The organism is Streptomyces sp. NPDC048196 (assembly GCF_040652715.1).
Taxonomy (GTDB): domain Bacteria; phylum Actinomycetota; class Actinomycetes; order Streptomycetales; family Streptomycetaceae; genus Streptomyces; species Streptomyces siderophoricus.
Genome location: NZ_JBEZMM010000003.1, coordinates 127,894 through 151,113, shown reverse-complemented (window position 1 = coordinate 151,113; position 23,220 = coordinate 127,894). Strand labels below are relative to the sequence as shown.

48 protein-coding genes are annotated in these 23,220 nt (G+C 71.9%); 2 read left to right on the top strand and 46 right to left on the bottom strand.

The genetic code is table 11. The features are described from left to right. Positions 1 to 79: 79 nt before the first annotated feature. The 14 genes from AB0E02_RS06045 to AB0E02_RS05980 form a co-directional block, all read right to left on the bottom strand. Positions 80 to 259: a hypothetical protein gene (locus tag AB0E02_RS06045; protein WP_362136492.1), complete on the bottom strand. Its 180-nt coding sequence runs from the start codon at positions 257 to 259 to the stop codon at positions 80 to 82. Between the two features lie 139 nt (positions 260 to 398). Next, positions 399 to 743 (bottom strand): hypothetical protein, encoded by a 345-nt coding sequence (locus AB0E02_RS06040; RefSeq protein ID WP_362136490.1) that lies wholly within the window; start codon positions 741 to 743, stop codon positions 399 to 401. Positions 744 to 1,226: 483 nt separating this feature from the next. After that, positions 1,227 to 1,373, bottom strand: coding sequence for a hypothetical protein (locus AB0E02_RS06035; RefSeq protein WP_362136488.1), 147 nt, complete (start codon positions 1,371 to 1,373; stop codon positions 1,227 to 1,229). Positions 1,374 to 1,457: 84 nt separating this feature from the next. Further along, on the bottom strand, positions 1,458 to 1,709 hold the full coding sequence (locus tag AB0E02_RS06030; RefSeq protein WP_362136486.1) for a hypothetical protein: 252 nt from the start codon (positions 1,707 to 1,709) through the stop codon (positions 1,458 to 1,460). Positions 1,710 to 1,720: 11 nt separating this feature from the next. After that, positions 1,721 to 1,891, bottom strand: a complete 171-nt coding sequence (locus AB0E02_RS06025) for a hypothetical protein (RefSeq protein ID WP_362136484.1) — start codon at positions 1,889 to 1,891, stop codon at positions 1,721 to 1,723. 87 nt (positions 1,892 to 1,978) lie between these two features. Then, positions 1,979 to 2,437: a hypothetical protein gene (locus AB0E02_RS06020; RefSeq protein WP_362136482.1), complete on the bottom strand. Its 459-nt coding sequence runs from the start codon at positions 2,435 to 2,437 to the stop codon at positions 1,979 to 1,981. Between the two features lie 131 nt (positions 2,438 to 2,568). Further along, positions 2,569 to 3,081, bottom strand: a complete 513-nt coding sequence (locus AB0E02_RS06015; RefSeq protein ID WP_362136480.1) for a hypothetical protein — start codon at positions 3,079 to 3,081, stop codon at positions 2,569 to 2,571. Continuing rightward, entirely contained in the window at positions 3,078 to 3,674 is a 597-nt protein-coding gene (locus AB0E02_RS06010; RefSeq protein ID WP_362136478.1) for a hypothetical protein, read from the bottom strand. Before AB0E02_RS06010 ends, AB0E02_RS06015 begins: the two co-directional genes overlap by 4 nt. A 9-nt stretch (positions 3,675 to 3,683) precedes the next feature. Next, positions 3,684 to 3,866 (bottom strand): hypothetical protein, encoded by a 183-nt coding sequence (locus tag AB0E02_RS06005; RefSeq protein WP_362136476.1) that lies wholly within the window; start codon positions 3,864 to 3,866, stop codon positions 3,684 to 3,686. Between the two features lies 1 nt (position 3,867). Next, positions 3,868 to 5,307, bottom strand: a complete 1,440-nt coding sequence (locus AB0E02_RS06000; RefSeq protein WP_362136474.1) for a hypothetical protein — start codon at positions 5,305 to 5,307, stop codon at positions 3,868 to 3,870. A 64-nt stretch (positions 5,308 to 5,371) separates the two neighbouring features. Then, positions 5,372 to 5,683: a hypothetical protein gene (locus tag AB0E02_RS05995; RefSeq protein ID WP_362136472.1), complete on the bottom strand. Its 312-nt coding sequence runs from the start codon at positions 5,681 to 5,683 to the stop codon at positions 5,372 to 5,374. Further along, on the bottom strand, positions 5,683 to 5,835 hold the full coding sequence (locus AB0E02_RS05990; protein WP_362136470.1) for a hypothetical protein: 153 nt from the start codon (positions 5,833 to 5,835) through the stop codon (positions 5,683 to 5,685). The genes AB0E02_RS05995 and AB0E02_RS05990 overlap by 1 nt, the downstream gene beginning before the upstream one ends. Continuing rightward, the gene (locus tag AB0E02_RS05985) at positions 5,832 to 6,104 is read right to left on the bottom strand and encodes a hypothetical protein (RefSeq protein ID WP_362136468.1); all 273 of its coding nucleotides are present in this window, start codon (positions 6,102 to 6,104) and stop codon (positions 5,832 to 5,834) included. Before AB0E02_RS05985 ends, AB0E02_RS05990 begins: the two co-directional genes overlap by 4 nt. Continuing rightward, the gene (locus AB0E02_RS05980; protein ID WP_362136466.1) at positions 6,101 to 6,523 is read right to left on the bottom strand and encodes a hypothetical protein; all 423 of its coding nucleotides are present in this window, start codon (positions 6,521 to 6,523) and stop codon (positions 6,101 to 6,103) included. Before AB0E02_RS05980 ends, AB0E02_RS05985 begins: the two co-directional genes overlap by 4 nt. A gap of 167 nt (positions 6,524 to 6,690) precedes the next feature. Between AB0E02_RS05980 and AB0E02_RS05975 the strand changes: the two genes are divergently transcribed. Together AB0E02_RS05975 and AB0E02_RS05970 are read left to right on the top strand one after the other, a co-directional pair. Then, on the top strand, positions 6,691 to 6,993 hold the full coding sequence (locus AB0E02_RS05975; protein WP_362136464.1) for a helix-turn-helix domain-containing protein: 303 nt from the start codon (positions 6,691 to 6,693) through the stop codon (positions 6,991 to 6,993). 48 nt (positions 6,994 to 7,041) lie between these two features. Then, positions 7,042 to 7,242 (top strand): hypothetical protein, encoded by a 201-nt coding sequence (locus AB0E02_RS05970; protein WP_362136462.1) that lies wholly within the window; start codon positions 7,042 to 7,044, stop codon positions 7,240 to 7,242. A gap of 42 nt (positions 7,243 to 7,284) precedes the next feature. On the opposite strand, the gene AB0E02_RS05965 is transcribed toward AB0E02_RS05970, so the two are convergent. From AB0E02_RS05965 to AB0E02_RS05810, 32 genes are all read right to left on the bottom strand, one after another. Beyond that, positions 7,285 to 8,067, bottom strand: coding sequence for a hypothetical protein (locus tag AB0E02_RS05965; RefSeq protein WP_362136460.1), 783 nt, complete (start codon positions 8,065 to 8,067; stop codon positions 7,285 to 7,287). 53 nt (positions 8,068 to 8,120) lie between these two features. Next, positions 8,121 to 8,531, bottom strand: coding sequence for an HNH endonuclease signature motif containing protein (locus AB0E02_RS05960; RefSeq protein WP_362136458.1), 411 nt, complete (start codon positions 8,529 to 8,531; stop codon positions 8,121 to 8,123). Between the two features lie 46 nt (positions 8,532 to 8,577). Further along, complete coding sequence (locus AB0E02_RS05955; RefSeq protein WP_362136456.1) at positions 8,578 to 8,733, bottom strand: hypothetical protein; 156 nt, start codon at positions 8,731 to 8,733, stop codon at positions 8,578 to 8,580. Beyond that, complete coding sequence (locus tag AB0E02_RS05950; RefSeq protein ID WP_362136454.1) at positions 8,730 to 9,026, bottom strand: hypothetical protein; 297 nt, start codon at positions 9,024 to 9,026, stop codon at positions 8,730 to 8,732. The genes AB0E02_RS05955 and AB0E02_RS05950 overlap by 4 nt, the downstream gene beginning before the upstream one ends. Next, a complete protein-coding gene (locus AB0E02_RS05945; protein ID WP_362136452.1) occupies positions 9,023 to 9,364 on the bottom strand; it encodes a hypothetical protein in 342 nt (113 codons plus the stop codon). The genes AB0E02_RS05950 and AB0E02_RS05945 overlap by 4 nt, the downstream gene beginning before the upstream one ends. Next, positions 9,361 to 10,143: a hypothetical protein gene (locus AB0E02_RS05940; protein ID WP_362136450.1), complete on the bottom strand. Its 783-nt coding sequence runs from the start codon at positions 10,141 to 10,143 to the stop codon at positions 9,361 to 9,363. Before AB0E02_RS05940 ends, AB0E02_RS05945 begins: the two co-directional genes overlap by 4 nt. 216 nt (positions 10,144 to 10,359) lie before the next feature. Continuing rightward, on the bottom strand, positions 10,360 to 10,989 hold the full coding sequence (locus AB0E02_RS05935) for a hypothetical protein (protein WP_362136448.1): 630 nt from the start codon (positions 10,987 to 10,989) through the stop codon (positions 10,360 to 10,362). Continuing rightward, positions 10,986 to 11,336: a hypothetical protein gene (locus AB0E02_RS05930; RefSeq protein WP_362136446.1), complete on the bottom strand. Its 351-nt coding sequence runs from the start codon at positions 11,334 to 11,336 to the stop codon at positions 10,986 to 10,988. The genes AB0E02_RS05935 and AB0E02_RS05930 overlap by 4 nt, the downstream gene beginning before the upstream one ends. After that, on the bottom strand, positions 11,306 to 11,500 hold the full coding sequence (locus AB0E02_RS05925) for a hypothetical protein (protein WP_362136444.1): 195 nt from the start codon (positions 11,498 to 11,500) through the stop codon (positions 11,306 to 11,308). Before AB0E02_RS05925 ends, AB0E02_RS05930 begins: the two co-directional genes overlap by 31 nt. A gap of 11 nt (positions 11,501 to 11,511) precedes the next feature. Then, positions 11,512 to 12,216: a hypothetical protein gene (locus AB0E02_RS05920; protein WP_362136442.1), complete on the bottom strand. Its 705-nt coding sequence runs from the start codon at positions 12,214 to 12,216 to the stop codon at positions 11,512 to 11,514. Then, a complete protein-coding gene (locus AB0E02_RS05915; protein WP_362136440.1) occupies positions 12,213 to 13,241 on the bottom strand; it encodes a mucin-2 in 1,029 nt (342 codons plus the stop codon). Before AB0E02_RS05915 ends, AB0E02_RS05920 begins: the two co-directional genes overlap by 4 nt. An 88-nt stretch (positions 13,242 to 13,329) precedes the next feature. Further along, on the bottom strand, positions 13,330 to 13,839 hold the full coding sequence (locus AB0E02_RS05910) for a hypothetical protein (protein WP_362136438.1): 510 nt from the start codon (positions 13,837 to 13,839) through the stop codon (positions 13,330 to 13,332). Beyond that, positions 13,836 to 14,222 carry a hypothetical protein gene (locus tag AB0E02_RS05905; protein WP_362136436.1) on the bottom strand — a complete coding sequence of 129 codons (387 nt, stop codon included), beginning with the start codon at positions 14,220 to 14,222 and terminating at the stop codon, positions 13,836 to 13,838. The genes AB0E02_RS05910 and AB0E02_RS05905 overlap by 4 nt, the downstream gene beginning before the upstream one ends. 20 nt (positions 14,223 to 14,242) lie before the next feature. After that, positions 14,243 to 14,506: a hypothetical protein gene (locus AB0E02_RS05900; protein ID WP_362136434.1), complete on the bottom strand. Its 264-nt coding sequence runs from the start codon at positions 14,504 to 14,506 to the stop codon at positions 14,243 to 14,245. Next, positions 14,506 to 14,895 (bottom strand): hypothetical protein, encoded by a 390-nt coding sequence (locus AB0E02_RS05895; protein WP_362136432.1) that lies wholly within the window; start codon positions 14,893 to 14,895, stop codon positions 14,506 to 14,508. The genes AB0E02_RS05900 and AB0E02_RS05895 overlap by 1 nt, the downstream gene beginning before the upstream one ends. Next, a complete protein-coding gene (locus AB0E02_RS05890; RefSeq protein ID WP_362136430.1) occupies positions 14,892 to 15,179 on the bottom strand; it encodes a hypothetical protein in 288 nt (95 codons plus the stop codon). The genes AB0E02_RS05895 and AB0E02_RS05890 overlap by 4 nt, the downstream gene beginning before the upstream one ends. After that, positions 15,176 to 15,586, bottom strand: a complete 411-nt coding sequence (locus tag AB0E02_RS05885; RefSeq protein ID WP_362136428.1) for a hypothetical protein — start codon at positions 15,584 to 15,586, stop codon at positions 15,176 to 15,178. The genes AB0E02_RS05890 and AB0E02_RS05885 overlap by 4 nt, the downstream gene beginning before the upstream one ends. Further along, positions 15,586 to 16,455, bottom strand: coding sequence for a hypothetical protein (locus tag AB0E02_RS05880; RefSeq protein ID WP_362136426.1), 870 nt, complete (start codon positions 16,453 to 16,455; stop codon positions 15,586 to 15,588). Before AB0E02_RS05880 ends, AB0E02_RS05885 begins: the two co-directional genes overlap by 1 nt. Then, positions 16,452 to 16,670 carry a hypothetical protein gene (locus AB0E02_RS05875; RefSeq protein WP_362136424.1) on the bottom strand — a complete coding sequence of 73 codons (219 nt, stop codon included), beginning with the start codon at positions 16,668 to 16,670 and terminating at the stop codon, positions 16,452 to 16,454. The genes AB0E02_RS05880 and AB0E02_RS05875 overlap by 4 nt, the downstream gene beginning before the upstream one ends. A gap of 3 nt (positions 16,671 to 16,673) precedes the next feature. Further along, on the bottom strand, positions 16,674 to 16,934 hold the full coding sequence (locus AB0E02_RS05870; protein ID WP_362136422.1) for a hypothetical protein: 261 nt from the start codon (positions 16,932 to 16,934) through the stop codon (positions 16,674 to 16,676). Beyond that, positions 16,931 to 17,227: a WhiB family transcriptional regulator gene (locus AB0E02_RS05865; RefSeq protein WP_362136420.1), complete on the bottom strand. Its 297-nt coding sequence runs from the start codon at positions 17,225 to 17,227 to the stop codon at positions 16,931 to 16,933. Before AB0E02_RS05865 ends, AB0E02_RS05870 begins: the two co-directional genes overlap by 4 nt. Then, on the bottom strand, positions 17,224 to 17,532 hold the full coding sequence (locus AB0E02_RS05860) for a hypothetical protein (RefSeq protein WP_362136418.1): 309 nt from the start codon (positions 17,530 to 17,532) through the stop codon (positions 17,224 to 17,226). Before AB0E02_RS05860 ends, AB0E02_RS05865 begins: the two co-directional genes overlap by 4 nt. After that, positions 17,529 to 18,350, bottom strand: coding sequence for a hypothetical protein (locus tag AB0E02_RS05855; protein ID WP_362136416.1), 822 nt, complete (start codon positions 18,348 to 18,350; stop codon positions 17,529 to 17,531). Before AB0E02_RS05855 ends, AB0E02_RS05860 begins: the two co-directional genes overlap by 4 nt. Beyond that, on the bottom strand, positions 18,347 to 19,240 hold the full coding sequence (locus tag AB0E02_RS05850) for a PD-(D/E)XK nuclease-like domain-containing protein (protein WP_362136414.1): 894 nt from the start codon (positions 19,238 to 19,240) through the stop codon (positions 18,347 to 18,349). The genes AB0E02_RS05855 and AB0E02_RS05850 overlap by 4 nt, the downstream gene beginning before the upstream one ends. Beyond that, the gene (locus tag AB0E02_RS05845; RefSeq protein WP_362136411.1) at positions 19,237 to 20,352 is read right to left on the bottom strand and encodes a hypothetical protein; all 1,116 of its coding nucleotides are present in this window, start codon (positions 20,350 to 20,352) and stop codon (positions 19,237 to 19,239) included. The genes AB0E02_RS05850 and AB0E02_RS05845 overlap by 4 nt, the downstream gene beginning before the upstream one ends. Continuing rightward, positions 20,345 to 20,722 (bottom strand): hypothetical protein, encoded by a 378-nt coding sequence (locus AB0E02_RS05840; protein ID WP_362136409.1) that lies wholly within the window; start codon positions 20,720 to 20,722, stop codon positions 20,345 to 20,347. Before AB0E02_RS05840 ends, AB0E02_RS05845 begins: the two co-directional genes overlap by 8 nt. Then, on the bottom strand, positions 20,719 to 21,291 hold the full coding sequence (locus tag AB0E02_RS05835) for a hypothetical protein (RefSeq protein ID WP_362136407.1): 573 nt from the start codon (positions 21,289 to 21,291) through the stop codon (positions 20,719 to 20,721). Before AB0E02_RS05835 ends, AB0E02_RS05840 begins: the two co-directional genes overlap by 4 nt. After that, positions 21,288 to 21,518 carry a hypothetical protein gene (locus AB0E02_RS05830; protein WP_362136405.1) on the bottom strand — a complete coding sequence of 77 codons (231 nt, stop codon included), beginning with the start codon at positions 21,516 to 21,518 and terminating at the stop codon, positions 21,288 to 21,290. The genes AB0E02_RS05835 and AB0E02_RS05830 overlap by 4 nt, the downstream gene beginning before the upstream one ends. Further along, positions 21,515 to 21,691 carry a hypothetical protein gene (locus tag AB0E02_RS05825; RefSeq protein ID WP_362136403.1) on the bottom strand — a complete coding sequence of 59 codons (177 nt, stop codon included), beginning with the start codon at positions 21,689 to 21,691 and terminating at the stop codon, positions 21,515 to 21,517. The genes AB0E02_RS05830 and AB0E02_RS05825 overlap by 4 nt, the downstream gene beginning before the upstream one ends. Further along, on the bottom strand, positions 21,688 to 21,930 hold the full coding sequence (locus tag AB0E02_RS05820) for a hypothetical protein (RefSeq protein WP_362136401.1): 243 nt from the start codon (positions 21,928 to 21,930) through the stop codon (positions 21,688 to 21,690). Before AB0E02_RS05820 ends, AB0E02_RS05825 begins: the two co-directional genes overlap by 4 nt. Next, positions 21,927 to 22,655, bottom strand: a complete 729-nt coding sequence (locus AB0E02_RS05815; protein ID WP_362136399.1) for a hypothetical protein — start codon at positions 22,653 to 22,655, stop codon at positions 21,927 to 21,929. The genes AB0E02_RS05820 and AB0E02_RS05815 overlap by 4 nt, the downstream gene beginning before the upstream one ends. Beyond that, entirely contained in the window at positions 22,652 to 23,146 is a 495-nt protein-coding gene (locus AB0E02_RS05810; protein ID WP_362136396.1) for a hypothetical protein, read from the bottom strand. Before AB0E02_RS05810 ends, AB0E02_RS05815 begins: the two co-directional genes overlap by 4 nt. Positions 23,147 to 23,220 lie beyond the last annotated feature (74 nt).

Below are 23,220 nucleotides of genomic sequence, written 5' to 3'. Positions count from 1 at the left end.
TGGGGCTTCGGGGCTGTGGTTCGCGTGTGTCTGGGCATGCGAAGAACGGCCTCAGTGTTACAGCAGGTCGGAGCTTCGGTCAAGCGGCGACTGGTGCGGGTTGTGCGGGGAGTTCACGGAGGTCGACGAGGGCGCGGCCGTGGCGATCGTGACCGTGGCGGGTGAGGGTGCCGCGGTGGAGGCGTACGCGGAGGGCTCCGGGCTTGACGCCGCAGTGGTGGGCGGCGGCGTAGATGTCGACGAGAACGGGCGTGTTCATGTGTCCATGATGCCCGCGGTGAAACGGGTTCGCCCCGCCGCCCGGTCGCTGTATCCGGGGGCGGGGCGGGGGTCCGAGGAGCGCCAGCAGCTCGGATGGTTGACGCGTTCGACGGTACGCGGGGGCACTGACAACGGGCCTACTTGAGTCCCTGCGCCGTGGCGTTGGAGGTGAGGGCCTTCAGGCCGTTGATGTCGTAGCCGGTGAGACGGCCGACGTTGTTCCATGTGGCGTAGCCCCCGTTGGGGCTGCACATGATCGGGCGGTTGCCGTAGCTGGTGGCGACGCACTCGTACGACTCGATGGCGCCGTCTTTGTCTGCGTCGTAGTTGGGGTGGCCGAGGCCGAGGGTGTGCAGCACTTCGTGAACGGATGTGTCCTGCAGCGTCTCCTGCTTGATGGGCCAGGAGCCGTCGCGGTAGGAGCTGTTCATGGCGACGATGCCGCCGCGGCTCATGCCCATGGCCGGGTTGGGGCAGGGCATGCCTTGTGACCAGCCGGGGTGGGTCGTCGCCCATGGGGTTCTTGAGTTCCAGGACCTGGATGTGCCAGTCGGGCCCGCACTTGTTGGGGTCCATGGCCTCGACGCCGCCGATGGCGAGGTGTAGGCCGGTCGTGCTGTTGATCTGGTCGACGGCGCGCTGGATCTGCGGGGCGTAGAACTTGCGGACGGCGTCGGACTGGTAGGTGACGGTGTACGTCTCGCGGGGGCTGGCGGAGGTGACGCCCAGTTCGGTGGCGAGCTTCCAGCCGGTGCCGGCCGTTGTGAGGGTGGCGGCGTGGGTGGGGCTGCTGGTGAGAGCGCAGGCCGCGAGGGCCGCGGCGGCGCAGGCGAGGGTCTTTCGCATGCGGAATCTCCTTATGAAGTTGTGGGGGGTGTGTGGCGGCTCTGCACGTGAGACGTGCGAGCCAGAGCAATAGTTGCACATTGAATTAGATCAACTTCTGTCGGTTTGGCGCGAGTTGATCACTTCGGGGTGCCGGGTACCGGCCGCTCGTCGCGCTCGACCCAGCCGCCGCGGCTGGCCTGATAGTCGCGGCCGTGCCGCTCGTCGTCGCGGCCGCCGCGCTTCTCGCGCAGCTCGGACATGGGGATGCTCTTGCGGAGTGCCATGATGGCGGTCCTGTCTCGCGTGCGGGATGGGACCGGGGCGGCCGGCTAGCTGCCAGGCGGGCGGCCGCTCCGGGAAGTACGTGTTCAGCCGTCGATGTGCTCGGCCTCGGCTGGCGCAGTCCGCGGGAGCGGCGCGCCGAACTCGTGCGGCCAGTAAGAGATGCGGCGGGGCCCGGTGTAGTAGCTGTGCTCCACCCGGTTCTGCGCCAGCCGAGTGGCGGCGAACGCGGCTGGGTCTTGGTCGTCGCTGAGGGTCTGCGTGCCGCGGGACATGACGCGGCGGTCGTCGTCGGTGTCGGGGTCGGTGCGGGCGATCAGGTAGGCGTACTGAGGCATCGGTGGTCCTTTCAGGCGCCGCGTTGGCGCTTCATCTCGGCGGTGATGTCGTCGTGCGTCGCCCCGAGGTCGAGGGCGGCGGCCATGGCGTCGGTGACGGTCCGCGGGTCGGTGCGGCACTCGGGGCCGCCGTGTTCGAGCACCTTGCGGGCGGCGGCCTCGATGGCCTGCTGACGGTCCATGGGCGGGTTCCCTTCGGGTAGTTGGCCTGGTAGACGGGGCGGGAGATGGCCGGTAGACGGCGGGAGATGGGGCGGTAGACGTGCAGGTCAGGCGGCGGTAGACGCCTCGGGAGACGGGGCCGGGGCCTCCGCCGGGGAAGGGGGCAGGAGAGCCTCCTTGCGAACGCCCCGGGTGGGCACGCCGGAGAGCTTCAGCTTGGGGTCGACAGGGATGCCCAGAGCCTCCAGACGGACCCTCAAATCGCCCACCTTCCAGCCCACCCCCTGCCCCTCCTCCTGCATGTGTGCCAGGACGGTGGAGAGGTGCACCCCGCGGTCATCCCCCATGAGGTCGAGGAGGAGGGTGCGCACGGCCTCCGTGGAGGGGCCGTCGGGGGCGTTCTCGGCCGCCTCGGCGGGGGCCGGTTCGGCGTCCTCAGCGGGGGCCGCCGAGGCGTGATCGCGGCCGGCTCGGTAGGCGGCCCACAGCCAGCCGGCGGTGACCACCCACAGCAGACTGGGCGCGGTGCGGCAGGCGCGCACCGCGATCCAAGCGAGGCCGAGCACGACACCGAGACGGACCCAGGCCCCCCGGCTGGTCGGAGAGGAACGGACCCATGCCGTGATCCGGTTCGCCCGGCGGCGGGCCACTTCGATGCTGCCGCACCAGAGGCGATCGGCCGTGGAATGCAGGCGGTTCACAGGATGCCCGCGCTCTCGATGACGGCGCGGCCCTGCTCCCCGATCGCGTTGATCGCCTCGGGCAGGAATCCGAGGAGGCTGGCAACCCCGGCCGTCAGGGTCAGAGTCGACCCGACGAACGCCCCGCCCGCGGTCCGCTTCTTGTCGGCCTTCCCCGCGGACCGCCAGGCCATGACGACCCCGACGGTCATCAGCAGCACGACGACTCCCCCCTCGGGGGTGAGGTGGCCGAGGTCGCCGCGGGCCAGGGTGCCACCCCCACTCGCGCCGGTGATCCCACCGAGCACCTTGCCGCCGCCGGTGTTTCCGGCGCCGGCGGAGCAACCGGCGAGCCAGCCGAGGACGCCGCCCGCGCAGATGGTGGAGATGGCGCCGAGCGAGAAGCCCTGGGCGAACGGAATGATCTTCTTCGGGTCGTGGCCTGCCTTCCACCAGGGCCACAAGTTGGCGTAGGCCACGACGAGGGAGAGGGCGAGGCCGCCGAGGGAGAGGGACGTTGCGGTGGTCACGGGCGTACTCCAGTGAGGGCGGTAACGGGGTCGAACCAGGCCATGGCGCCGGTGCCGCCGACCAGGGCGACGAGCAGAGCGCCGCGGGTCCACCAGCGGGGGCGGCGGTCGTCGGCATAAAAGGCGATGGCGAGGGCGGTGCCGGCGATGATGTAGGCGGGGAGGATGCCGGCCTCGGTGCGGGCGTCGTGCATGGCCCTTGACCAGGCGCCGACGGCGCTGGTGCCGCCGAACCAGGGGCCGAGCACCACCACGCCGCTGATGAGCGAGGCCCACGGGCGGACGCGGCTGGTGAGCCAGGACCAGTCCCGGCGCTCCGGCTCGGGCTCAGGCTGGGGGCCGATCAGGTCGACGGTGACGCGCACTTCGATGGGCCCGGGGTCGGGCGGGGGCGCGGCCGGCAGCCAGGGGGCAGCGGGCGGCGGAGGTGGGGGTGTGACGGGTCGCCACGGTGGCGGGTTGGGGGTGCCGTACGGCACGGGCGGGCCGAGCAGCGGTGAAGCGTCCGGCCCGCCGGGGGTGCCTGGGCGGACCGGCCATGCCTGCTGCTCCCCCGACGGGATCACGCGGCTGATCTTCGCCGGTTCGGACATGAGGGTTCCTCAGTGGTGGAAGAGGGTGGCGACGTAGGCCGCGGTGACGGTGAGGAGGGCGAGGGTGCGCACGGCGGGGAGGGCGTACGGCTCGGCTCGGCGGAGGGTGCGGCGGGGTGCGAGGGCCAGCAGCCCGACGAGGCCGACGAGCGCGGTGGTGCCGAAGAAGAGCACGGCGGGTACGGCGTGCATCTCAGTCCCCTTCTGCAGGTACGGGTTGTACCTGGGTGTCGAGTACGCGGCGGATCTCCTGGGCCTTCGCCTGGCCGATGCGCAGTTCGCGTTTGAGGGTCTTGATGGTGGGTGGCGGGCCGTCGCCCTGAAGGGCGCGGGCTCTTTGGATGAGCGGGTCCTCACTGGCGCCTGGGGGCTGCGGGTGCGCGGGTACGTCGGGTACCTCGGGGTGCGGCGGAACCTTGGCGTGGACGACGGACCGGCTGTGGCCTGCGGCGAGTACGGGTACGCGGGTGCGTACCTCGGGGTGCAGGTCCCCCATCGGTGCGAGTTCGAGGGTGAGGCTGGGGGTCTTGTCGAGGGCACGGGGGATGGGTTCGTCGGCGTGCTCGGTGGCGGGTACGCGGTGTACCTGTACCTCGGGTTCGGCGTTCGGGGTACGGGTACGCGGGTGCGGGTTGGGGTTGCCGGCGCGGGTTGCTACGCGTACCTGGGTCTCGGATACGACGAGTCCGTACTCGGTGCAGTGCGCTGCGAGGTGGGCTGGGTCGAGGTCTGGGTGGGCCGCCTGTACCTGGCGGATGGCGTCTATGGGGTCCATGGCGCGCAGGTGCGTACCTGTGACGGCGAGGTGGGTACGGGGCCGTGCCGGTTCCTGTGGCGGGTCCCATGTGGACGGCAGCGTGATGGTTGTCAGGTCCGTTGCCCCGCGGCGGGCGGCGAGTTCGAGCATGAGGCGTTGGCGCTGGTTGGGGTCGGTGGCGACGTGTGACCGGGTGACGGCCGCGGCGAGGCGCTTGCGGCCCCAGCCAAAGAGGCGCTTGCGGGATGCGAGGCGTACGACGCGTGCGGTGGCGCGGTCGCGGCTGATCTGCTCGGCCGATCGGTCGCGTACGGCGAGGCCGAGGCGGGACAGCAGCCGCTCGCGTAGTTCTCGGCCGATCGTGGCGGGGAGGCCGGTGGAGAGGGCGCCGGGGCGCACGAGCCGGATTTCCAGGCCCATGGCGAGGTGCCAGAGCAGGCCGGCCATCACGGGCCCGATGAACGCGCGGACCGTTCCGCCGACGAGCCCGGACTCCGAGAAGGCGGGGATGATCTGCACACCGGTGACGGCCCAGACGAGGGCGCCGGGGACGCCGGCGGTGCCAGCGGTGTCGTCGGTGGAGGTGGCGGCCTTGGTCGCGCGGGCGAGCAGGCCGCAGGCGAGCAGGGCGATCTCCGCGGCGGCGAACATGACGAGGCGTTCACTGTCGTCGGTCATGCCGAGGCGGTGCGCGGCGAATCGCCAGCTGGTGTCCGCGCTGTAGGCGGTGCAGACCATGGCGCCGACGGCTGCGACGAGGACGGCGTGGCCGAGGCGCCGAGCGGCGAGGGCGAGGCCGGCCGCAATGGCGCCGCCGATGATGCCAGCGGGCCAGGGGTGGGCGGTGACCCACTCGGTGGCGGGTGTGAGGTCCACGTGGTGCTCCAGGGGGATGGCGGGGCCCGCGCGTTGGGGCTGGCGGGCCGGGCCGGTCCGGGCGTCAGTGCGTGACGCGGTCGGTGTTGATCGCGGGGGCGTAGCCGGTGAGTTGGATCTCGATGCCGTTCCAGGTGGTGCTGGATCGGATGTGCATGCCGGTCACGCTGGTGCGGTAGTTGAGGGCTGCGGTGGGGATGCCGAGGGCCTCGCGCCACTGCTCGAATCGGTCGAGACCGTCGTGAACGCTGATCTCGATCCGCTCCGGGGAGTGGTGGTTGACGTCGATGTTGGCGCTGGGTAGGTGTCCGAGGGCGCGGGCCAGCTGCGCGGCCGCGTCGAGGGCTGCCTGCTGGGCTGCGAGGGTGGCGTTCATCAGGTACCTCCGTTGTCCGCGGCGTCGGCCCGAGCGTTCGCCTCGGCGTGGCGGCGGTTCTCCTCGTTGGCGGCGTAGTCGGCGGCGGCCTCGGCGAGGAGCGCGCGGGCCTCGTCGGTCGGTTCGGCCGGGCGCGGGTCGGTGATCGTCACAGCGACACCCCCTGTGCGGCGAGGCGTACGCGGGCGGCGTACTCGGCGCGGGTGGCTCCGCGGATCGGGAGCCCCAGCAGGACGCTGCGCAGGGCGTTGGTGTCGGCGATGGAGTCCGTGGTGGGGTCGCCGGTGCCGTGCCAGTCCCAGATGACGAGCTCGATGGTCAGGGCGATCCGCTCGCGGGTGATGGGGGCGTTCGGGGAACCGGTGGGGAGCTTGTCCGCGGCGGTGGTCAGCAGCCAGTCCAGCGGGGCGCGGCGGCTCATCGGGCGGTACTGGTGAGGGCGCGGATGACGGGCAGAGCGGCGGCGTAGGACTCCTCGCCCGGCTCCCAGTCCGTGAACACCTGCACGGGGCCGACGGCGAGGGTGACCTCAATGGTGGTCTGGTCGATCTGCCGGGCGGTCACGGTGCCGGTGCCCCCGGAGTGGGTGTGCACGGCGTCCAGCTCGCGGATGGACCAGACGCGCCGGCGGGTGTCGGTCTCGCCGATCTCGATGCGCGGGGTGCCGGTGGGGACGTAGGCCATGGCGTGGCTGCGGCTGGAGGCGGAGTCGTCGCGGCGGACGGTGCCGGTGGTGCCGGCCTCGGTGCGCACGGTGGCGATGGTTCGGCCGGCGCGGCGGCCGAGGATGCCGACGGCGATGGTGTGGCGGGGGGCCGGGGTGGGCTGGGTACGATCCATGGCGGATCCACTCCCTTGAGACGCGTGTGGGTGGGTCTGGCCCCGGCCCATATGGCGTGTGCAGCGCCGGGCCGGGGCCTTCGTGCATCAGCAGCGCAGGCTGCTTGCCCATGACTGTAGGGGTCCCCTACGCTCGTGGCAAGCGGCCCACCGAAGAAAGGGCCGGGATGAGCGACGAGGAGGTGCGCCGCGTGTCGGACGCCCTTGATGCGGTCGAGCAGATCGCGGATCGAGAAGAGCGGGTCAGGGCGAAGAGCCGGATCATGGCCGCGCAGGTTGAGCGCAATCGGCAGTGGTCGGCAGAGCGCAGCGACCTGATCCGCGAGCTGTGGGACGGGGGTAACGGCCTCTCGTACCGGGCCATCGCCGATCGGCTCGGTTGCAAGCTCAGCACGGTGCAGGACGTATTCCGCGGTTACAAAGGCTCGGGGACCGTGAGACCGAAGAAGGCGCCCGAGTCGCCCGAGTAAGCGCGCACGCGACGGAGACCCCGCCCGGAACGGGCCGGGGTCTCCGTCATGTGGTCGTGGCCAGCGTGCGGGGCGCAGCCAGGGGCGGCACGGTGGGGGTATGGCCGAGCGTCCGCCCGTGGTGGTGCATACCGGCCGGCCGATCTGCTGGAGTTCCTGCGCCGGGCCGGCCTCGATCCGGAGGAGGTGCGACTCGACGACGCCGCGCTGATCGAGTGGCGCGGCGGCGGGCCGGACGTGTGGACGTGACGGCGCCCCGCCTATCTGATCGGCGGGGCGTCGGCGCTGCGGTCAGCGGCGGGGGTGGCATCCGCCCTCGGCCGGGTGCTGGTGCGCGAGACAGTAGGTGCATTCGCTGCAGAGCGTGCAGCCTCCTCCGGGCGGGCATGGCGCGGGCTGCCGGTCGGCTGCGGGCCCGGCAATGGCGATGCGGACCCGGGCCGTAGCGTCCACCATGCCATCGCCGAACGGCTCGTCCACCCGCGCGCGCTCGGCCTCGATGGCGTCGCATTCGGCGCGCACCCGGCGGAGGGCGGCCTCGGCCCGGTCGCCGCGTTCCTGCCATGCGTACCGCTCTTCGGCCAGCTCCTGCCGCTGTTCCATGAGTCGGCTGGCGGCGTGTTCAGACCGGCTGCGGTCGGTGAGCAGGTGCTCGACGTGCTCGCGCAGCAGCGGGCGCTCGGCTTCGAGGAGCACCCCGCGGACCATGCGGGACAGGAGGACGCCGAGCGTGTCGAGGTACGGGTAGCTGCTCGGGCCGGGCGCGACGTCCTGGCCGGTGTCCTGTCGCATGGCGTCGGTGGGGCATCCGCAGCCCCAGTTGTGCGTCTCGGGGGTGGGGCAGTGCTCGGTGTGCGGGATGCCGGCCTCGCAGGCGGGGCAGTCCCGGGCCAGCTCGGTGGTGTGGCCGGTGCAGCGGGGGCAGTCCTCGGCGTTGCCGCCGGTCGGGGTAGGGCCGACGGTCGGCGGCTGTTCGGCAAGGCGGTGGGCGGCGGCGAGGTCGGCGGCCATGCGGGCGTTGTGGGCCATGGCGGAGCCGATTGCCTCTCCGATCGATGCGAAGTGTTGGGGCATGTGGGTCTCCAGTGCTGGGCCCGGCCGCCGTGGTGGCGGCCGGGCGAGGTGGGTCAGGCGGCGTGCTGGGCGGCGCGGCGGATGCGGGCGGCTCGGGCGTCACACGCGCGGCAGACGAGCCGGCCGGAGGCGCGGCGACTCTTGAGGCCGTGCTCGGGGCAGATGTGGGTGCCGCGGGCGAGGTGGCCGCGACGTATGTTCTCGCCGCAACTGACGGGTTCGAGGTGGTCTGGGCTGACGCATGCGCGGTTGCGGCACAGGTGGTCGAGGTGCTGCGTGGGCGGGAGTTCACCGCGGAGCAGCGTCCACAGCCAGCGGTGCGCACTGACCGTGCGGCCGTCCGCGGACGCCTTGCCGTAGCCGTCGGTGTCCCGCGGACCGGTCCACTCCCAGCAACCGGAGGTGTCGGGGCGGACGTTGCGGAGCAGGGTACGTATGAGGTGTTCGGTGGTCGGCTCGGTCACTGGCCCTCCTCGGTGTGCGTTGGTGCGCTCGGCTGGGCGGAGCGGTTCATTCGTCGATGAAGATCACGGCGGCGACGCCGAGCCAGCAGGCGATCGTGACGACGGCGCCGACGACGAGGGCCAGGTGGCTGTCGGTGGTGAGGGCGTAGGTGCCGCCGCCGGAGATCCCACCGAGCAGCAGGCCGAGCAGGAATGTGATCACGGGCTGTTCTCCTCGGGGGCGGGCCAGGTGTCAGGGCCGGGTACGTCGGTGATGCGGCGTCGGCGGCGGGCCGGGCGCCAGGCGGGTTCGCAGTCGCTGAACGCGGGCTGAATGGGGATGGCCGTTTGGCCGGCGGCGGCGAGCGCGGCGTGGTCGAGCCAGTGCCGCCCCGGCACGGTGGTTGTACGGTCAGACTCGGGCTCCGCGGCGCGCTTCTTGCGTCGGCAGCGGGGGCCGAGGCCGTCGGGCGACGGACGGCGCAGAGGGCGACCGCACATTTCGCAATCGGTCACGGGCCGCCCTCCTGGAGCGGGATGGCGTCCTGTACCGGGCCGGCTGTCGGTGGTGCCTCAGCCTCCGGTACCAGTGGCGCGGGGTCCCACTCGATGCGGGCGTTCGCCCAGTTCATCTGGCGCATCTCGTCGAATGAGAGCAGGGATCGCCACACCTGCCCGGCCATGACCATGGTCATCGTGCCGTCGGGGTGGAGGGTGCAGTTCTGGATGTCGCCGTCCTCGTTGTGGACACGGAACTGCCGAGGCTCGGTGGGGAGTGCGACGGGCGCGACCGGTTCGGGTTCGACGACCGGGGCCGGGGTGAGGCAGTGGCGGCAGGTGCAGTTGCGCGTCATCCCGCCACCACCAGGTCGTCGGCGGGCCGGAACTTGCCGCGCAGCAGCGCGCCGAGAGTGCACTCACTGACGCCGGCCTCGGCGGCCAGTGCTCGGATCGTCTCCCCCTGCTGCTGCCGACCCCGGTAAGCCTCGACCTGCGAGACGGTCAGGCGCTGCCGACCGCGGGTGTCTCGGCCGGACCGGCTTCCCACTCGGCGGTCGGTACGCCACACCCTCGAGGGGGGTTCGCCGTCGTGCCAGGCTGCCAGGAAGCGGAGCCGGCCGTTGCGGACGAGGACGTTGAAGGTGCCCTGCTTCTTCCCGACGGCGGCCGCGGCCTTCTGGTAGTCGCCGGTGGCGGCGAGCGCTTCAAGGGCCTGCTGCTCGGAGGGCGCCAGCTGGTTCCAGATCTGAGCGAGCGCAGTCCGCTCCACCACCCGCTCTTCCAGCGAGGAGGAAGCCGGCGGGTTCCAGTACCGCTGGAAGGCGGGCATAGCTTCCCGGCCGGCGGCGACGTCGGTCTGGACGTAGCCGTGGTGGTGCAGCTCGTCACGGAAAGCGGTAGAGAGCGCGGCGCGGGCGGTGTCGATCAACTGGCTGGGGGCGGGGCGGTGTTCGGCTTCACAGAGGTTCTCGACGATGGCGTGCCACGCAGTTTCGAGCTGATCGGCGATGGTGCCGGAGGCGCGCAGGTAGCCGCGAAGGACGGCTATGCGAGTGATGCGGTTCAGGTGGGTGAGGGTGTAGCCGTGGAGGGCCACGGTGGTGCCATGCGGAAGGGTCTCTTTCCAGTTCATCGGTGATGTCCCTTTAGGCGGCCGGTGAGGCGATGTCGGTCGGGTGGGGTGGTGAGTGTGCTGGTCGTCAGGCAGATGAGGGCGACCAGCAGCACGACGGCGACCATCAGGCGGTCGCGAGAGTCCGTGTGCGGGGCGTATGGCTGGCTCGGCGTCCACAGAGGGCGGCGTGGGGGCGTGCGGCCAGGAGGCGGGCGTACAGCTGTGCGCGCGGGGTCATGCTGCGGCGCCCGCGGGTGCCCACGCGCCGGTGGCCAGGGTCATCCAGGTGTGCGGCGGGTAGTTGGTGCCGCAGCGTCGGCAGCGTACGGTCGTGGTGCCGGCCGGGACGCGGAGTGGCGCGTCGCAGATGTCGCCCTGGCCGAGGTCCGCGGCGCAGGTGCCGACGGAGAGCGTGCGCGGGGCGGGGTCGAGGAGCGCGTTCACCTGCCCGGTCAGGGCGCGTATCTCGCGAGCCAGGTCCCCTGCGGCCTCGAACTCGGCGGCGATCCAGTCGAGGTTGAGCTGCAGGCCGCGGGCGGCGGCCATGATGCGTCGTTCGATGCTGCCGGTGCAGGCGGGCTGGCCCCAGCCGCGGGCTTCCTGCATGGCCTCGCGCCACGACTCCAGGGTGGTGACCATGCCGCCGGCGGCGCGCATGTCGAGGACGTCCTCACGTACCGGTAGCGGGGCCTCGCGGACGAGGGCTACGGGGCCGTCGGATCGTCCGGCGCCCGGACGGAGCTGATCGGCCAGCAGCAGGTAGAGCCCGGGGAGTTCGGCCAGCCGGACGTCGAGGCCGCCGGTGCACGCCGGGCAGAGCTGGGCGGCGTGGTCGAGGGGGGCGGTGCAGGCGGTGCAGTTCATGCGGCGGCGCTCCTGGTGCGGGTGTCGGGCGTGATGGACCAGCCGGCCTCGGTCATCTCAGCGGCGATGTACTCGGTGGCGGCCTGCGGGGTGGCCAGCTCGGGCGGGGTGAGCACGGCGTAGATCTGGAGGGCCATGCGGAGGGCGGCGAGCGCGGCCGGGTCGATGTCCCCGGCGCGGCCGACCAGGCGGGTGCTGGTCTGGCGGATGGTGTAGCCGCTGGCGGCGAGGTACTGGGCAATGCGGTGGACCTGGCCGGCTGCGGTACCGCGGGTGGGCGGGACGGTCAGCCGGTAGTCGTCGAGGGCGGCGCGGATCACTGCGGCTGCGGCGGGCGGTATGGCCATGGCTGCGTCTCCTCGGTGTGCGCGGTGGTGTCGAGGCGGGAGGGGTGGGGGTCGGTGAGGGTTCGGCCGCGGGGGCTGGTGCAGCGGGCGCCGGGCTGGGCGCGGCAGCGGGGGCACTCGTTGTCGAGCTGGGCGGGCCGGCCGCGGCGGAGGCTGGAGGGCATCGGGGCGCCGGTCACTGTTCGTCCTCCGTGGTCGCGGCGGCGGAGAGGTGCGCGAGGGCCGCGGCCCGGCGCTGCTCGATCTCGGTGGGCGTCTCACTCGCTGCGGGCTGCCCGGCAGCCACGCGCCGGCGGGCACCGTGCGGGCGTCGGAACCGGGTCTTGCACGGTCGGCCGATCGGCGCGTTGCAGGACGGGCAGTCGACACCGAGCGGGCCCGGGCGGCGGACCTTGGCGACCTCCGCTGTCGTGCTGTCGTCCCCGTCCTCGTCCTTGGGTATCGGACGGCCGACCTGGTATCCCCGGGCTTCCAGTTCCTCTACGAACCGCGGATACGGGCCGCCCTCCAGAGCGGGCGCCGCGCTGAGGGCCGGTATGCGGCCGTCAGCCATGGCGGAGAGCTGGACGCGGAGCCGGGCGAGGTAGTGCGGGTCCGAGTCGCCGGGCGGCGGCTCGTAGACGAAGTTCGTCAGCCGCTCACGGCGCAGGGCCTTGGCCTGGTGGATGACGTCGGGGGTGGTGGCACGGAACCGGTCCTCGGCGCGCAGATCGCCCTGCGCCACGTAGAAGCGGGTGAGCGCGGCGCGGGCATCCACGTAGGTGATGCCTGCCTCGTTCAGGTCGTCGTGCCAGGCGAGGATGTCGGCTTCGCCGACGGTGCGCTGGTCGCGGGCGGCGGCGAGGCCGAGGAGTTCACCGGCCTGTTCGTAGGTGATCACTGGTTCTCCTGGGCGTTCTGGGCGTCGGCGAGGGCCTGGAGGCGGCGGCCGGCGGCGAGGGCCTGCTGTACGCGGGCGTCGGTGGTGGAGGGGCGGGCGCCAGCGGTATGCGGGGCGGGGCCGAGCGGGACTACTTCGCCGACCGCGGAGGGCAGGTCGACGGGCTCGGCGGCCGGGAGCGCGTCGGGCAGGGTGCGCCAAGCGGGGATGAAATAGCGGGCGTTGCGGGGCTGGCTGCGGGCGCCCTGCCAGCTGGCGTTCGCCGAGACGACGAGCGCCGGGATTCCGCAGCGGCGAACGAGCGCCTCGACGAGGAACCATTCCTCGGGGCGGAGATCCCAGCCGACGTGCAGGCGGGCTGCCTGTACGGCGGCGACGAGCGGCTGGCAGTTGGGCGGGATGCGGGGCCGGTCTCCGATGCGGGGGACGTCGTTCGTGCCCGCGCGCATAGCTAGCTGTCCTTCCTCCGTCTCCTCCTCTGGAGGAGACGGAGGGCTTGGCTTGGCTTGGACAGCTGTGACGCCGTCGAAGGGCGTACGGTGTGACAACCCTTCCTGACCTGCGGCGGACGCCGGAAAATGGGGTTCGTTTGGGGAAGGATTCGCCGAGTTTTCGTCGGCTTTCGGAGCGCTTTTCGCGGGCGAATCTTCAGCTTTTCCCGAGGCTTTCCGGTTGGCGCGGCTCTTCGCGGCCCGCTCAGCGGCCCCCTTCTTGTTGGCCTCGTGCTGGGCCCTGGTGGTGTTGCGGCCGCCCTCGAAGAAGTCGTGCACCACGTAGTCGCCGGCATCGGGCTGGGGGCAGCGGGGGCAGGTGTGCTCGTGCTCGTGCCACAGGCCGACCTTGACGAGCTTGCGGGCCTGGGGGCCGGAGCCGTACAGCTCGGCCACCTCGCCGGGGATGATGCCTTCGGTGAGGTGCTGGGCGGAGTAGGCGCCGCAACGCAGCCAGAGACCCAATGCCGCGTTGCCAGCCTTGATGAACTTGTAGTGGCTGTGCGACGCGTCATCGATCTTGAACCACGGCATGTGCTGCTTCTTTCTCGCGGTGCGGCGGCGGTTGTGCGCCCGGGACGGGGGTGTGGTCGCCCCGCCCCGGGGCCGGTGTGTCGGGTGGTCAGTCGTGCTCGTAGAACTCGACTTCGATCCCGTCGCGGCGGACGGTGACGGCGGCGTGGTCGCCGAATGCGTCAAGGAGGACGTTCTCGAAGGCGCCGCCCTCGATCGCCGCTTCCAGGGCCTTGCACTGCTGGTATCGGGCCTCGTCCGGGCCTTCGTACTGGGCGCCGATCTTCTTCCGGAGTCCGGTGTCGGGGTCGTCCACCCACTCGCCCCCCGTCGTCTTGCCGAGGCTGCGGTGGCTCCACATCTCCAGCTCGTACTCGTCCTCGACGTCCGCGTCGGCTGTGGTGCGCACCCAGGTGCTGTTGACGCGGAAGGTGCAGGGCTCGCCGTCGTTGAAGTAGGGGGTGTACTGCTGCCAGCCGAACTCGACGATGGTGGGGTCGTTGAGGACGGCCTGGAGGATCGGCTGGAGTTCTTCGATCGGCTTCTGCTCGACGCGGGTCTCGCCACGCGTGACATCGCCGTTGACGGGGATGCCGAGGAAGTTGGTCTGGGTGGTCACTTGGTTTCTCCAGTGGGCTGGTTGAGGAGTAGGTGGGAGAGAGGGACGGTCTTGCGCTGGCTGCCGGACATCCACGGCTTGATGGGCATGCCGTTGATGTAGTCCGCAGGGGATGGGAGCCAGCCGAGGTCTTCGAGGACGTGCTGTTCGGCGATGAGCCGGACCGGAACCTGCACGGTGGTTCGGGCCTTGGGCACGTCGAGGGTCACGCCGAAGATTCGCTGGCACAGCCAGATGCCTTCGGTGTGGTGGTAGAGGGACCGGTGCCGGACATCGCCGATGATCCGCTTGGAGCTGTCGATGAACTCGTGGATTGGGAGGTACAACTGCGGTTCGCCACCCCACTTGCGGGCGGAGGATTGGGCGTGGTGCCAGGAGTTCACTTGCGTCCTTCCGGGGCAGGTCAGAACGGCGGGGCGTCGTAGAAGGGCCGGTCGGTCCAGCCGAGCCAGCGGCGGGCGATGCAGCGGGGTACGTAGCTGAGGAGCCACGCGCGGGCCGGGTCCCAGCAGTCGCAGAGCACGGTCTCGGGCTGGGGACCGCTCCGGCCGGCGACCTCGAACCCGCCGTCGCCGTCGCAGTCCCAGCAGCCGGGCCGCGGGGTGTCGGTCAGCTCGATGGCCGGGCGCGGCCAGTCCGTGTACCGGATCCGGAGGCGGGCGGGCATCAGGCGGCGCTCCCTCGGGCCGGGCCGTTGAGCATCCGCAGCCAGCGGTCCGGCGTGCGGTTGCGGAAGAGCACGACCGGATCGATGACGGCCACGATCACGGCGGCCGGGCAGTGCCAGGACAGGTCCAGCTGGAGGCAGTCCGGGTCGGGATCGACGGGCGACTGCGGCAGTACCTGGTACAGGGCGCCGTCCGGGTAGAACGCGGCGTACGCGCGGGCCACCTCCCGCTGGGTCGTGAGGTACACGACGTCCGTGCGGGTGGCGTGGGCCGGCCCGCCGAGGGTTTCGGCGGCGGCCGAGAGCCGGTGCTCGGTGCCGGTGCGGTCCGGCGGCAGCAGCAGGTCGCCGACTTTGAGCCCGGGGAATCCCCCGTGGAAGAAGGTCACTTCGGGTCCTTTCGTGCGCCAACGGCGGCCTGTGCGGCGCGGTAGGCGGCGGGATTCGAGCGGCGTTTGCCGCTGGCGATGGCTTGGGCGTCGTGGACGCGGCTGGCGGACTGCGGCGAGGGGGTGTCCCAGGCGTCGGCGGGCCAGCCGGGCCCGGGCTGCGGCACCGGGCGGCCGGCCCGGCCCCACGGCGAGTGCCGGGAGCAGAGCCAGCCCGCCGCGTACGGCCGGACGGGGCCGTTGTGCTCGCCGAGCGCGCCGCACGGCCGCGGGGCGGCGGTCATGCCGCGCCCTGGCTGAACAGGTCGAGCTGTTCACCGGCCGCACGCTGGCGGGCGTAATGGGCGAGCAGGAGCGGGCGCCTTGCCTCACGGCAGCAGGTACACCACCGCCAGATGTCGACGGGCTGGCCGTCCGGTTCCAGGTCGCCCCAGTACTCCCACCACTCCTCGCCCTCGGTGGTGATGCCAGTGAGGATGGTGGAGCCGACGGTGGCGACAACCCACCCGCGGAATCCGGTCTGGGCATGGCCGGGCAGGTTGCCGCGGTATCCGTGGCGCTGGACGGCGTCGCCGAGCTGGTACGGGCTGTGCGCAGAGATGGCGCGCCCCTTGGCGGTGGCGAATGCTTCACGCAGGTGGTCAGGGATGTGGTCAGGTACGAGGTGGCGGGGCTGCTCGTGGTTTGCCATCAGGCCACCGCCTGTCGGCCAGCACGCTCGCGTCGATCCCGGGCGCCGGCCTCTCGGCATGGCGGGCAGATGGGGATCCCCAACCGACGGTGGTCGTTGTAGCCCTCCGCTGTGCTGCAGCGTCCGGTCCAGTCCGGGAAGGCCGCAGGGTCGTCGATGGTGTCGTCGTCCCACGTGCCGACCGGCGCCCACCGCTCGGCAGCAGCGTGGTTGCGGGCCCGGCTGTACGCCTGGCTGTCGACGCCGTGCTCTCGCGGGTCGGCCCGCCACAGCTCGTCGTACAGCCCGCGCACGGCCCGAGCGGTCCGGACGATGACACGGTCACGGCGCAAGGTGGCGCCGAAATTCCCGTCGGACATGCCGAGTCGGACAGCGAGGTGGTGCTGTGGCCAGCCCGCGGCGCCCAGCGCCTGGAGACGGCGGGTGGTGCCGGTGGCGTTGATGACGGTCGCGGCGCCGAGGTTGTCGAGGGTGGGCTCGACGGCGAGGACGGCGGCCGCGAGAGCCGGGCGCACATGCGCCTGCGGTCCTGTACCGCGCTCCGGCCGGCCGGTGACGATGCCCTGCAGGCGCTTGCGGTCCACGTCGGCCGCCGTGGCGATGACCCGCAGGCCCATGTCGCAGGACTGCAGGTAGCGGATGTGGTGGCGGACCGGTTCGGCGTCGACCCATGGTTGCCAGGTGCCGTAGGCGATGGCGCGGGTGCGGTTGTCGTCGTACTGGGCGCGGGCGTAGCCGCAGACGTAGCAGCGGCAGCCGTCGAGCCGGTAACGGGCGTAGCCGTGGGGGCGGGTGCTCGCCGGGGCGCTGTCCGGCCGGGGCCCGGCCGCCGTGGTAGCGGCCGGGGCGGCGACGGTCGGGGCGGTCATCGGTTGGCCGCCTTTCGGGCGGCGTACTGCGCGTTCTGGTAGGCATTCTCGGCGGTCCGGCAGTCCTGGCACAGCGGCTCGTTGCGGTACCGGTGTTGGCGGGCGCCGCGGTAGGTGCCGTGGGCGATGGGCTTGCGCTGGCTGCCGCCGCGGGGCCGCTTGAGGCCGATGGCCTTGATGAGGTCGTCCAACTGCTCGTCGGTGAGGTCCTGCATGGGTCAGTCCCCCTTGGTGTGGCCGCAGGTGGTGCACCGGTAGGCGCCGCCGGGCTGCGGGGTGTGGATGGTCTGGAGGCGGGCGCAGGTGGTGGTGTCGCACATGAGCCAGCGGGCGCCGGGCGGGGGCGGGGTGAAGGTGGCGTACGGCGGGACGACGATGGCTGCCTGGTGGCGGCGGATCGCGGCGCCGAGCCGGACCGCGACCGCGAGGGCGACACCGGCCCAGAATGCGACGATCAGCAGGGTTTCGGTGAGGCTCATGCGCGAGCCCCCGTCCGTGCCCGCTGGCGGGACCGGTGTCGCAGGACGTTGCCGCGCTCGGCCTCGGACAGGCCACCCCACACGCCATGCGGCTCCCGGGCGTCCAGCGCCCATTCCTGGCAGAGCAGCATCACGGGGCAGCGGTGGCACACGGCGCGCGCCTCCTCGATCTGCAGCAGCGCCGGGCCGGTGTCGCCCACGGGGAAGAAGAGTTCGGCGTCCTCCTTGCGGCACTTGGCGTACTTCCGCCAGTCCTCGGCGGATGCCCGGCGCGGCATACCTGCCTTCTTCATGACGCCACCTCCCCGGGCTCACGACCAGCAGCGGTGTGGGCGGGGACACCAAGGGCCTTCAGGCCGGCGTCCGTGTAGCCCATGGCGTTGAACAGCTGGTCGGCCAGGCGGTCGTTGACGCGCTTCTGCTCGGCCAGCTCTCGGCGGAGGCGCCACACAGCGCGGGCCAGGCGGGCGATGCGGAGGGCGTACCGGCGGGATCGGATCTTGTACACGTCCCGCTCCAACCGCGTCCAAGTCAGGCTGAAGTCGAGGTTGGAGACCCGGGTCTGCAGCTCGGCGATACGACGGCTCTTGCGCGTCATGACCGCACCTCCGACCCCGGCTCGGCGTTCTGCCGCTGCCCACCGGTGATCTCGTCGGCGGTGACCTTCGGCGGCGGGAACGCCTCGGCGGGGGTCATCTCCTTGCGGTCCACCGACCGGTAGATCACCTCCAGGTCAGTGATGTCCTTCTCGTCCCACTGGTCCTGCGGCCGGCCCACCTTCGTCTCCAGCTGGTGGACGGTGATGCCGACACGGTCGTACGTCTGGATGGCCTCGGTGACTCGCTCGGCGAGCGTCTGGCCGTTGCCCTTCTTGAGGGTCTCCTCGCAGATGCTGACGGCCTCGGAGACGTACCAGGCGGGCAGCATCGCGAAGATCGCCTCACGCAGCCGGCGAGCGCCCAAGTTGGCGTTGTTCTCGTACACATCCCGCAGGTCCGTCAGGTCCTTCTTGCCTTGCCGGGTGTCCCGGACGTGGGGAGCGATGAAGATCTGCGAGGAGCGCGAGTTGCGCTGCAAGTCCCAGGCATACGCCAGGATCTCCGACTGGCCCAGCCCAGTGTCCCGGCTCAACTCCATCGTGCCGTGCTGCACGTTGCCCCAGATCAGAGCCAGTTCCCGGGCGAGGTGGACGGAGGGGCCGGTGATGGTCTCCTTGCCCTTCGGGTAGCTGAAGAACGCTTTCTCGGCGAGGGCGTACTGCTGGCAGGCGAACCGCATTTCATCGACGGCGGCGTGGATGTTGCGGGGGTTCTGCTGGGCGATGACGACGGCGGCCTTCACCTCGGCCTCGGCGCGCGACATCTCGATGGTGGTGGCCTGCCCGATGCGGGTCGCGGGCTGTGCGGGCTGGTTCACAGGTACTCCTCGGAGTCACGGATCTCCGCGTACGGAGGAAGGGAGAGGTATGCGACGTCGTCCGCGTAGCCGGGCCAGCGGCCGGTCTCGACGCACTTGGCATAGGTCTCGATGGCGCGCCGGTTGCGGGCCGCGCCGATGCGCATGGCCATGGCGTCGAGCTGGACGACGGTGACCAGGTACGGCGCGGTCTTCTCCTGGACGACGAACACGAACTCGGCGGTCTCGTCGCACAGGCCGAGCGCTCGGCAGCCGGCGCGGTACCAGTCGGCCTGCTGGTGGTAGCCGTACTCGTGCACGGCCCGAGCGACGGCCGCGGGGTCGGCGGAACGGGCGGTCTTGTAGTCGCGGATGATCATTCGGCCCGGGCCCGGCGCAGGCCGCCAGTCGAGGAGCGCGCGGCGCATGACGCCGGTCGGGCCGTCCCGCCACACGAGCGCCGACTCGGCCGTGCCGCTGCCCGGCTCGAACAGTCGGGACGCCATGGGGTGCTGGCGGATGGCGGCTGCCATGTCCAGTACCTGCTGGTAGTCGTCGCGGAGCAGCGGCACCGCTCCGGCCGCGCGCAGTTCGTCGCGCTCCTGGCGGGCGGCCTTCGTGCGCCAGTCGTCGAAGTCGAGCGCCACCAGGTCCGGGCCGACGCCCAGTACCAGCTTGTGGGCGGCGTGCCCGAAGTCGAAGGTGGCCTTCGGCGGCTGCGGGTGGTCCTGCTCCCAGCGGAACAGTGCGGGGCAGGACGGTGGGAGGAGGCGGCGGGCGCCGGAGGAGGAGAGGGAGCCGCACGGCACCGGGTCGGCGTGGTACTCCTCGGCGGTCAGGTCGTAGACGCCAGGCCCGGTGACCGGGCCGGCGGCCGGGGCGACCGCCCCGGCCAGCGCGGTGTTAGTCACGCCGCACCTCCAGCGATGGTCCGGAGGCGGGTGATGCCGTCCTCGGTGTTCTTCGCCAGGTGCACGGCGTGCGCCTCGGCGGGGTACGCCTGGGCGAGCCGGGCCAGCTGCATGACGTCAGCTCGGGCGCAGGTGTTGATGAGCTGCTCGGTGAAGGAGCCGGGACGCATCCCGCCGTCCTCGCCGAACATCCACAGCACGTGGCACGCGGTCGCCCACGGAACCTCGGGCTCGGCCCCCGGCTCGGGCTGGTTGGGCTCCTCGCCGCGGACGAGGGTCTGCGCGAGTTCGTACTGCGCGCAGAGAGCCTCGGCACTGGGGTCGGCGTGTTCTTCGATGAACCGCTGGTGGGACTCAGCGACCCGGCGAGCCTGGCCAGCCAGCTCGGCCAGCGTTTCGGTTAGGAGCTTCCGGGCCCCAGGACGCTGGCCGTCGGCGGCCTGTTCGATCTCCTCGACGGTGATCACGCGCCCGTCCCGACGGGCGGCCTCGCAGGCGTCGTACACGGCGTCGAGGCAGCTGCGCAGGTACTGCATCTCCTCGGCCGCCGTCGGCTCGTGGCCCACGTACTTCTCCAGCTCGGCACGGAGCCGGGCGATCTCGCACCAGGGGCAGGCGTGGGTGTGCTCGGAGTCGACGAGCCAGTCAGCGTGCTTGCTGGCCTGGCACTGCTGCGGGTTCATCACCTCGTAGGCATCCAGCTGCTCGCGCAGCTCGGCCACCTCGGTGACCTGCTGAGCCCGGCGACGCTCGGCGTGGTGCTCTTGGGTGAACACCCGGGCGCCGTGCCTCTGGGCGGTGGCGCAGGGCCACTGGGTGACCCATCCGTCGCCCCAGCAGACCCGGCACAGCCAGGCGTTGGGCTTGCCGAGGTTGTCGAAGACGGGAGTGTGGAACTGTGCGGGAAGGGCCACTTTCTCCTCGTCCGTGAGGTCTCCCAGCTCCTCGTAGTCGGGGTGGCCGGGAGCCTCGAAAAGGGTGGCGCGGGCGGCGCACTCGTCGTGTTCGACAGGCAGGCCGTCGCGAACCCTGCTGCGGCAGGTGCCGCACGCGCCCGGGCCGGCGCTGGCGGCCGCGCGGGCCGCGATCTCGGTCAGACGGTCGTCAGTCACGGTCGGCCTCCTTGCCGCAGGTGCAGTTGGGCACGTCCTGGTTGATGCGGCACCGGCAGCCGTCACCGATCGAAACCGCGCGCACGGTGCCGTCGCATCGGTCGCACTCCCGCACGCTGCTGGCCGCGGCTTCGTCGCGGGAAGCGTCAGCGATGACCTGCAACTGGGCGATCAGGCCGGGCAGGTCGGCGAGCGGTACGGACGAGCCGTTGGGGTCGGTCCGGAAGTAGATGCCGGGCGTCCCGTCGTCGAACAGGGCTGTGCTGATCAGCAGGCGGTCGCCGTCCACATCGGTGTGGCTGTACCTGCTGGGATGCGGGATCACGCCCGCCGGCCGGAGGACCGTCACGATCTCGGTGCGCTCGCTCATGCCGCCACCGCCTTGCGGGCGGGCATCGGACGGGCGGCGAAGACGCGGGAGGCGCCCCGGCCGGTCGGCCACTGCCGCCATTCGATCTGGCCGTGACAGCGGCGGTACGGGTCGTGATACGCCTCGCGGGTGAAGGACAGCGTCCGGCAGTCCGGGCACTGCAACTCAGGGCCGACCTTCTGCCCGTGGTGCCGGTGCTGCAGCGCGTCCTGTCGCTGGAACTCGTCCGGCCGCTGGAACTCCAGGTAGCCGTCGACCACGTCGGAGGACTTCAGGTCAAGGTCGGAGTAGTCGTCGTCCCAGTAGGCCAGCGCCTCGTCCTCGGACTCGGCGTCCACCCACACGATGCGGGTGACGGTCTCCACCACCACGACCGGGTAGCTCCGCTCGTCCACACCCCACGTCCTGGGCGGCCGGGACCGCTCCAGCAGGTCGGCAACGTCGCGGTCGGGCTCGGCCGGCTCCGGCCGGGACCACTTGGTACCGAGGTAGTCGTGCTGGCCACTGTGGCCAAGATCGCGCTGGCACTCCTCGTAGGAGCCCTTGGGATACCGCTCTTCGCACTTCATCGGGCATCGTCCTTGCGGGTGTAGAAACGGCGGCCAGGGGCGTCATGGAGGGTGAGAACGCCCTCGCGGGAGAGGCGCTTGAGGTCGTCGCGCCAGGTCTTACGCAGCGGCACATCCAGGCCGGCCGCGCGGTACGTGCGAGCCACCCGCTTGGCGGTCCACACACCGCCCTCGGTCTGCACGGCGTCCGCGAGGACCAGGCGGCGGGACACGTCGGTGATGCTCACGAGTCCTCCATGAGGTTGAGACCGTCGAGGAGTTGGCGGAGGTCGTCGGCGTCGGCGGCGCGGCTGGCCACGTAGAGGCGGGCACGGGCCCGCTCCTCCTCCGAGGTGCGCGGCAACGGCGCAGCGTTCACGCGGTCCACGGGAAGGTGGCCGATCACAGGGCGAGCGGTCATCGGGCACCGCCCCACTGCGCCGGATCCCTGGTCGACGCCAGGCCCTCGATGAACCCGGCGAGCCTCGCCGCGGACGTCATCGGGTTCGACTTCAGCAGCAGCCAGTCCGCCTCGGCGTCGCAGCCCTGCTCGGCACGGTTGCGGCCAGCGGCGTACGCGAGCATGTACTCGGCCGGGTCCTCGCCCGCCACGGCCCGCGCGATCGCCACGTCGAAGGACGCGTCAATGTGCAGCTTCATGCGACACCCCCCGACTCCGCCGCCGGGCCCGGACCGGCGTCCGGGCCGGGCGCCGTGTTGTGCGCGTGCTGTGCCTCGGCGATCGCCCGCCACCGGCCGCAGGTGTCCTCCACATCAGCCAGGGCCGTCTTGCTGTCCGCATGGGTGATGGCGGCCGCAGCCAGCTCATCCAGAAAGTCGGCGCGGTCCTCGGCATCCATCAGCCGCGCCCACGGCAGCGCGGGCGGGTACTCGTCGCCGGCGAGCGCCGTACGCGCCTCGGCCTGCGCCCGCTTCAGCAGTGCAGCCAGCTCAGCGACCCGGGCACGGGCACGCTCCGCCACCCCCGCCACTGCCTCCTTGTCCTGCTGGAGCGCGGCGGTGTCCGCCTCCAGCTCGGCGACCCGGGCTCGCAGTTGCTCAACCTCGGTGGTGGGGGGCCTGTCGCCGTCCCACGCCCATTCGGCCGCGGTCGGCAGCGGCCGGTGGGTGCCAAGCAAAACCGACTCGATCGCCTCGGCAGCCTGCTCGCCGCCCTCGACACCGATCCAGTACGCCACCAGATCGCGCACCCGCTGCACAGCGGCGGCGTTCCAGCGATCCTCGGCCGCGGCCTCCGGTGCCTTCAGCCGCCCGGCCGCGTCCAGCGCGAACGCGGCCTGCGAGGCGAGGTCGTACGACGGGCCCTCGGCCCACGCCGCGTTGATGACACGCAGCGCAGCGGACACAGCAGGTGAGATCGTCATGCCGACACCTCGGCACCCTCGGCGTCCGACGCCGCGGTCACGTACCCGACCCGCGCGCACCCCGGCACCAACGCCACCGAGTCCGGGTTGAGGTCGTACATGTCGTGTGCCTGATCGGCGAGTTCACCGGCCAGCTCGGACTGACGCTTGATCCACGCGGCATCCGAGTGCAGCGCCCACGCGTGGAACGGGGTGCCGTGGTGCTCGCCGCTCGCCGTGGTGATGTACCGGCCGTCGTCCCGCGGCTCGGTAGCCACGTGGGCGCCGATCCAGCGGGCGAACGCGGCCACGTCGGCGGGCTGGCGCAGGTGCACCGAGACGCCGTATCGGCCGTACGCCCACTCGCCGTAGCTCCGGGTGTCGATCGACTGCGGCACGATCGGTGCACCGGCCACGATCCGCTCGGCGACGCTCAGCGCCGCGAGGTACAGGGCCCGCGGGTCCCGGGCTGGCTGGGCCGGCTGTGACGGGGCGGTAGAGTCGATGCTCATTGGTGAGCCTCATTTCTCTGGGAACTGGAGTGGTGAGGCGAGCCGTTCAGGGGTCGCGCCGGGTGCCACCGGCC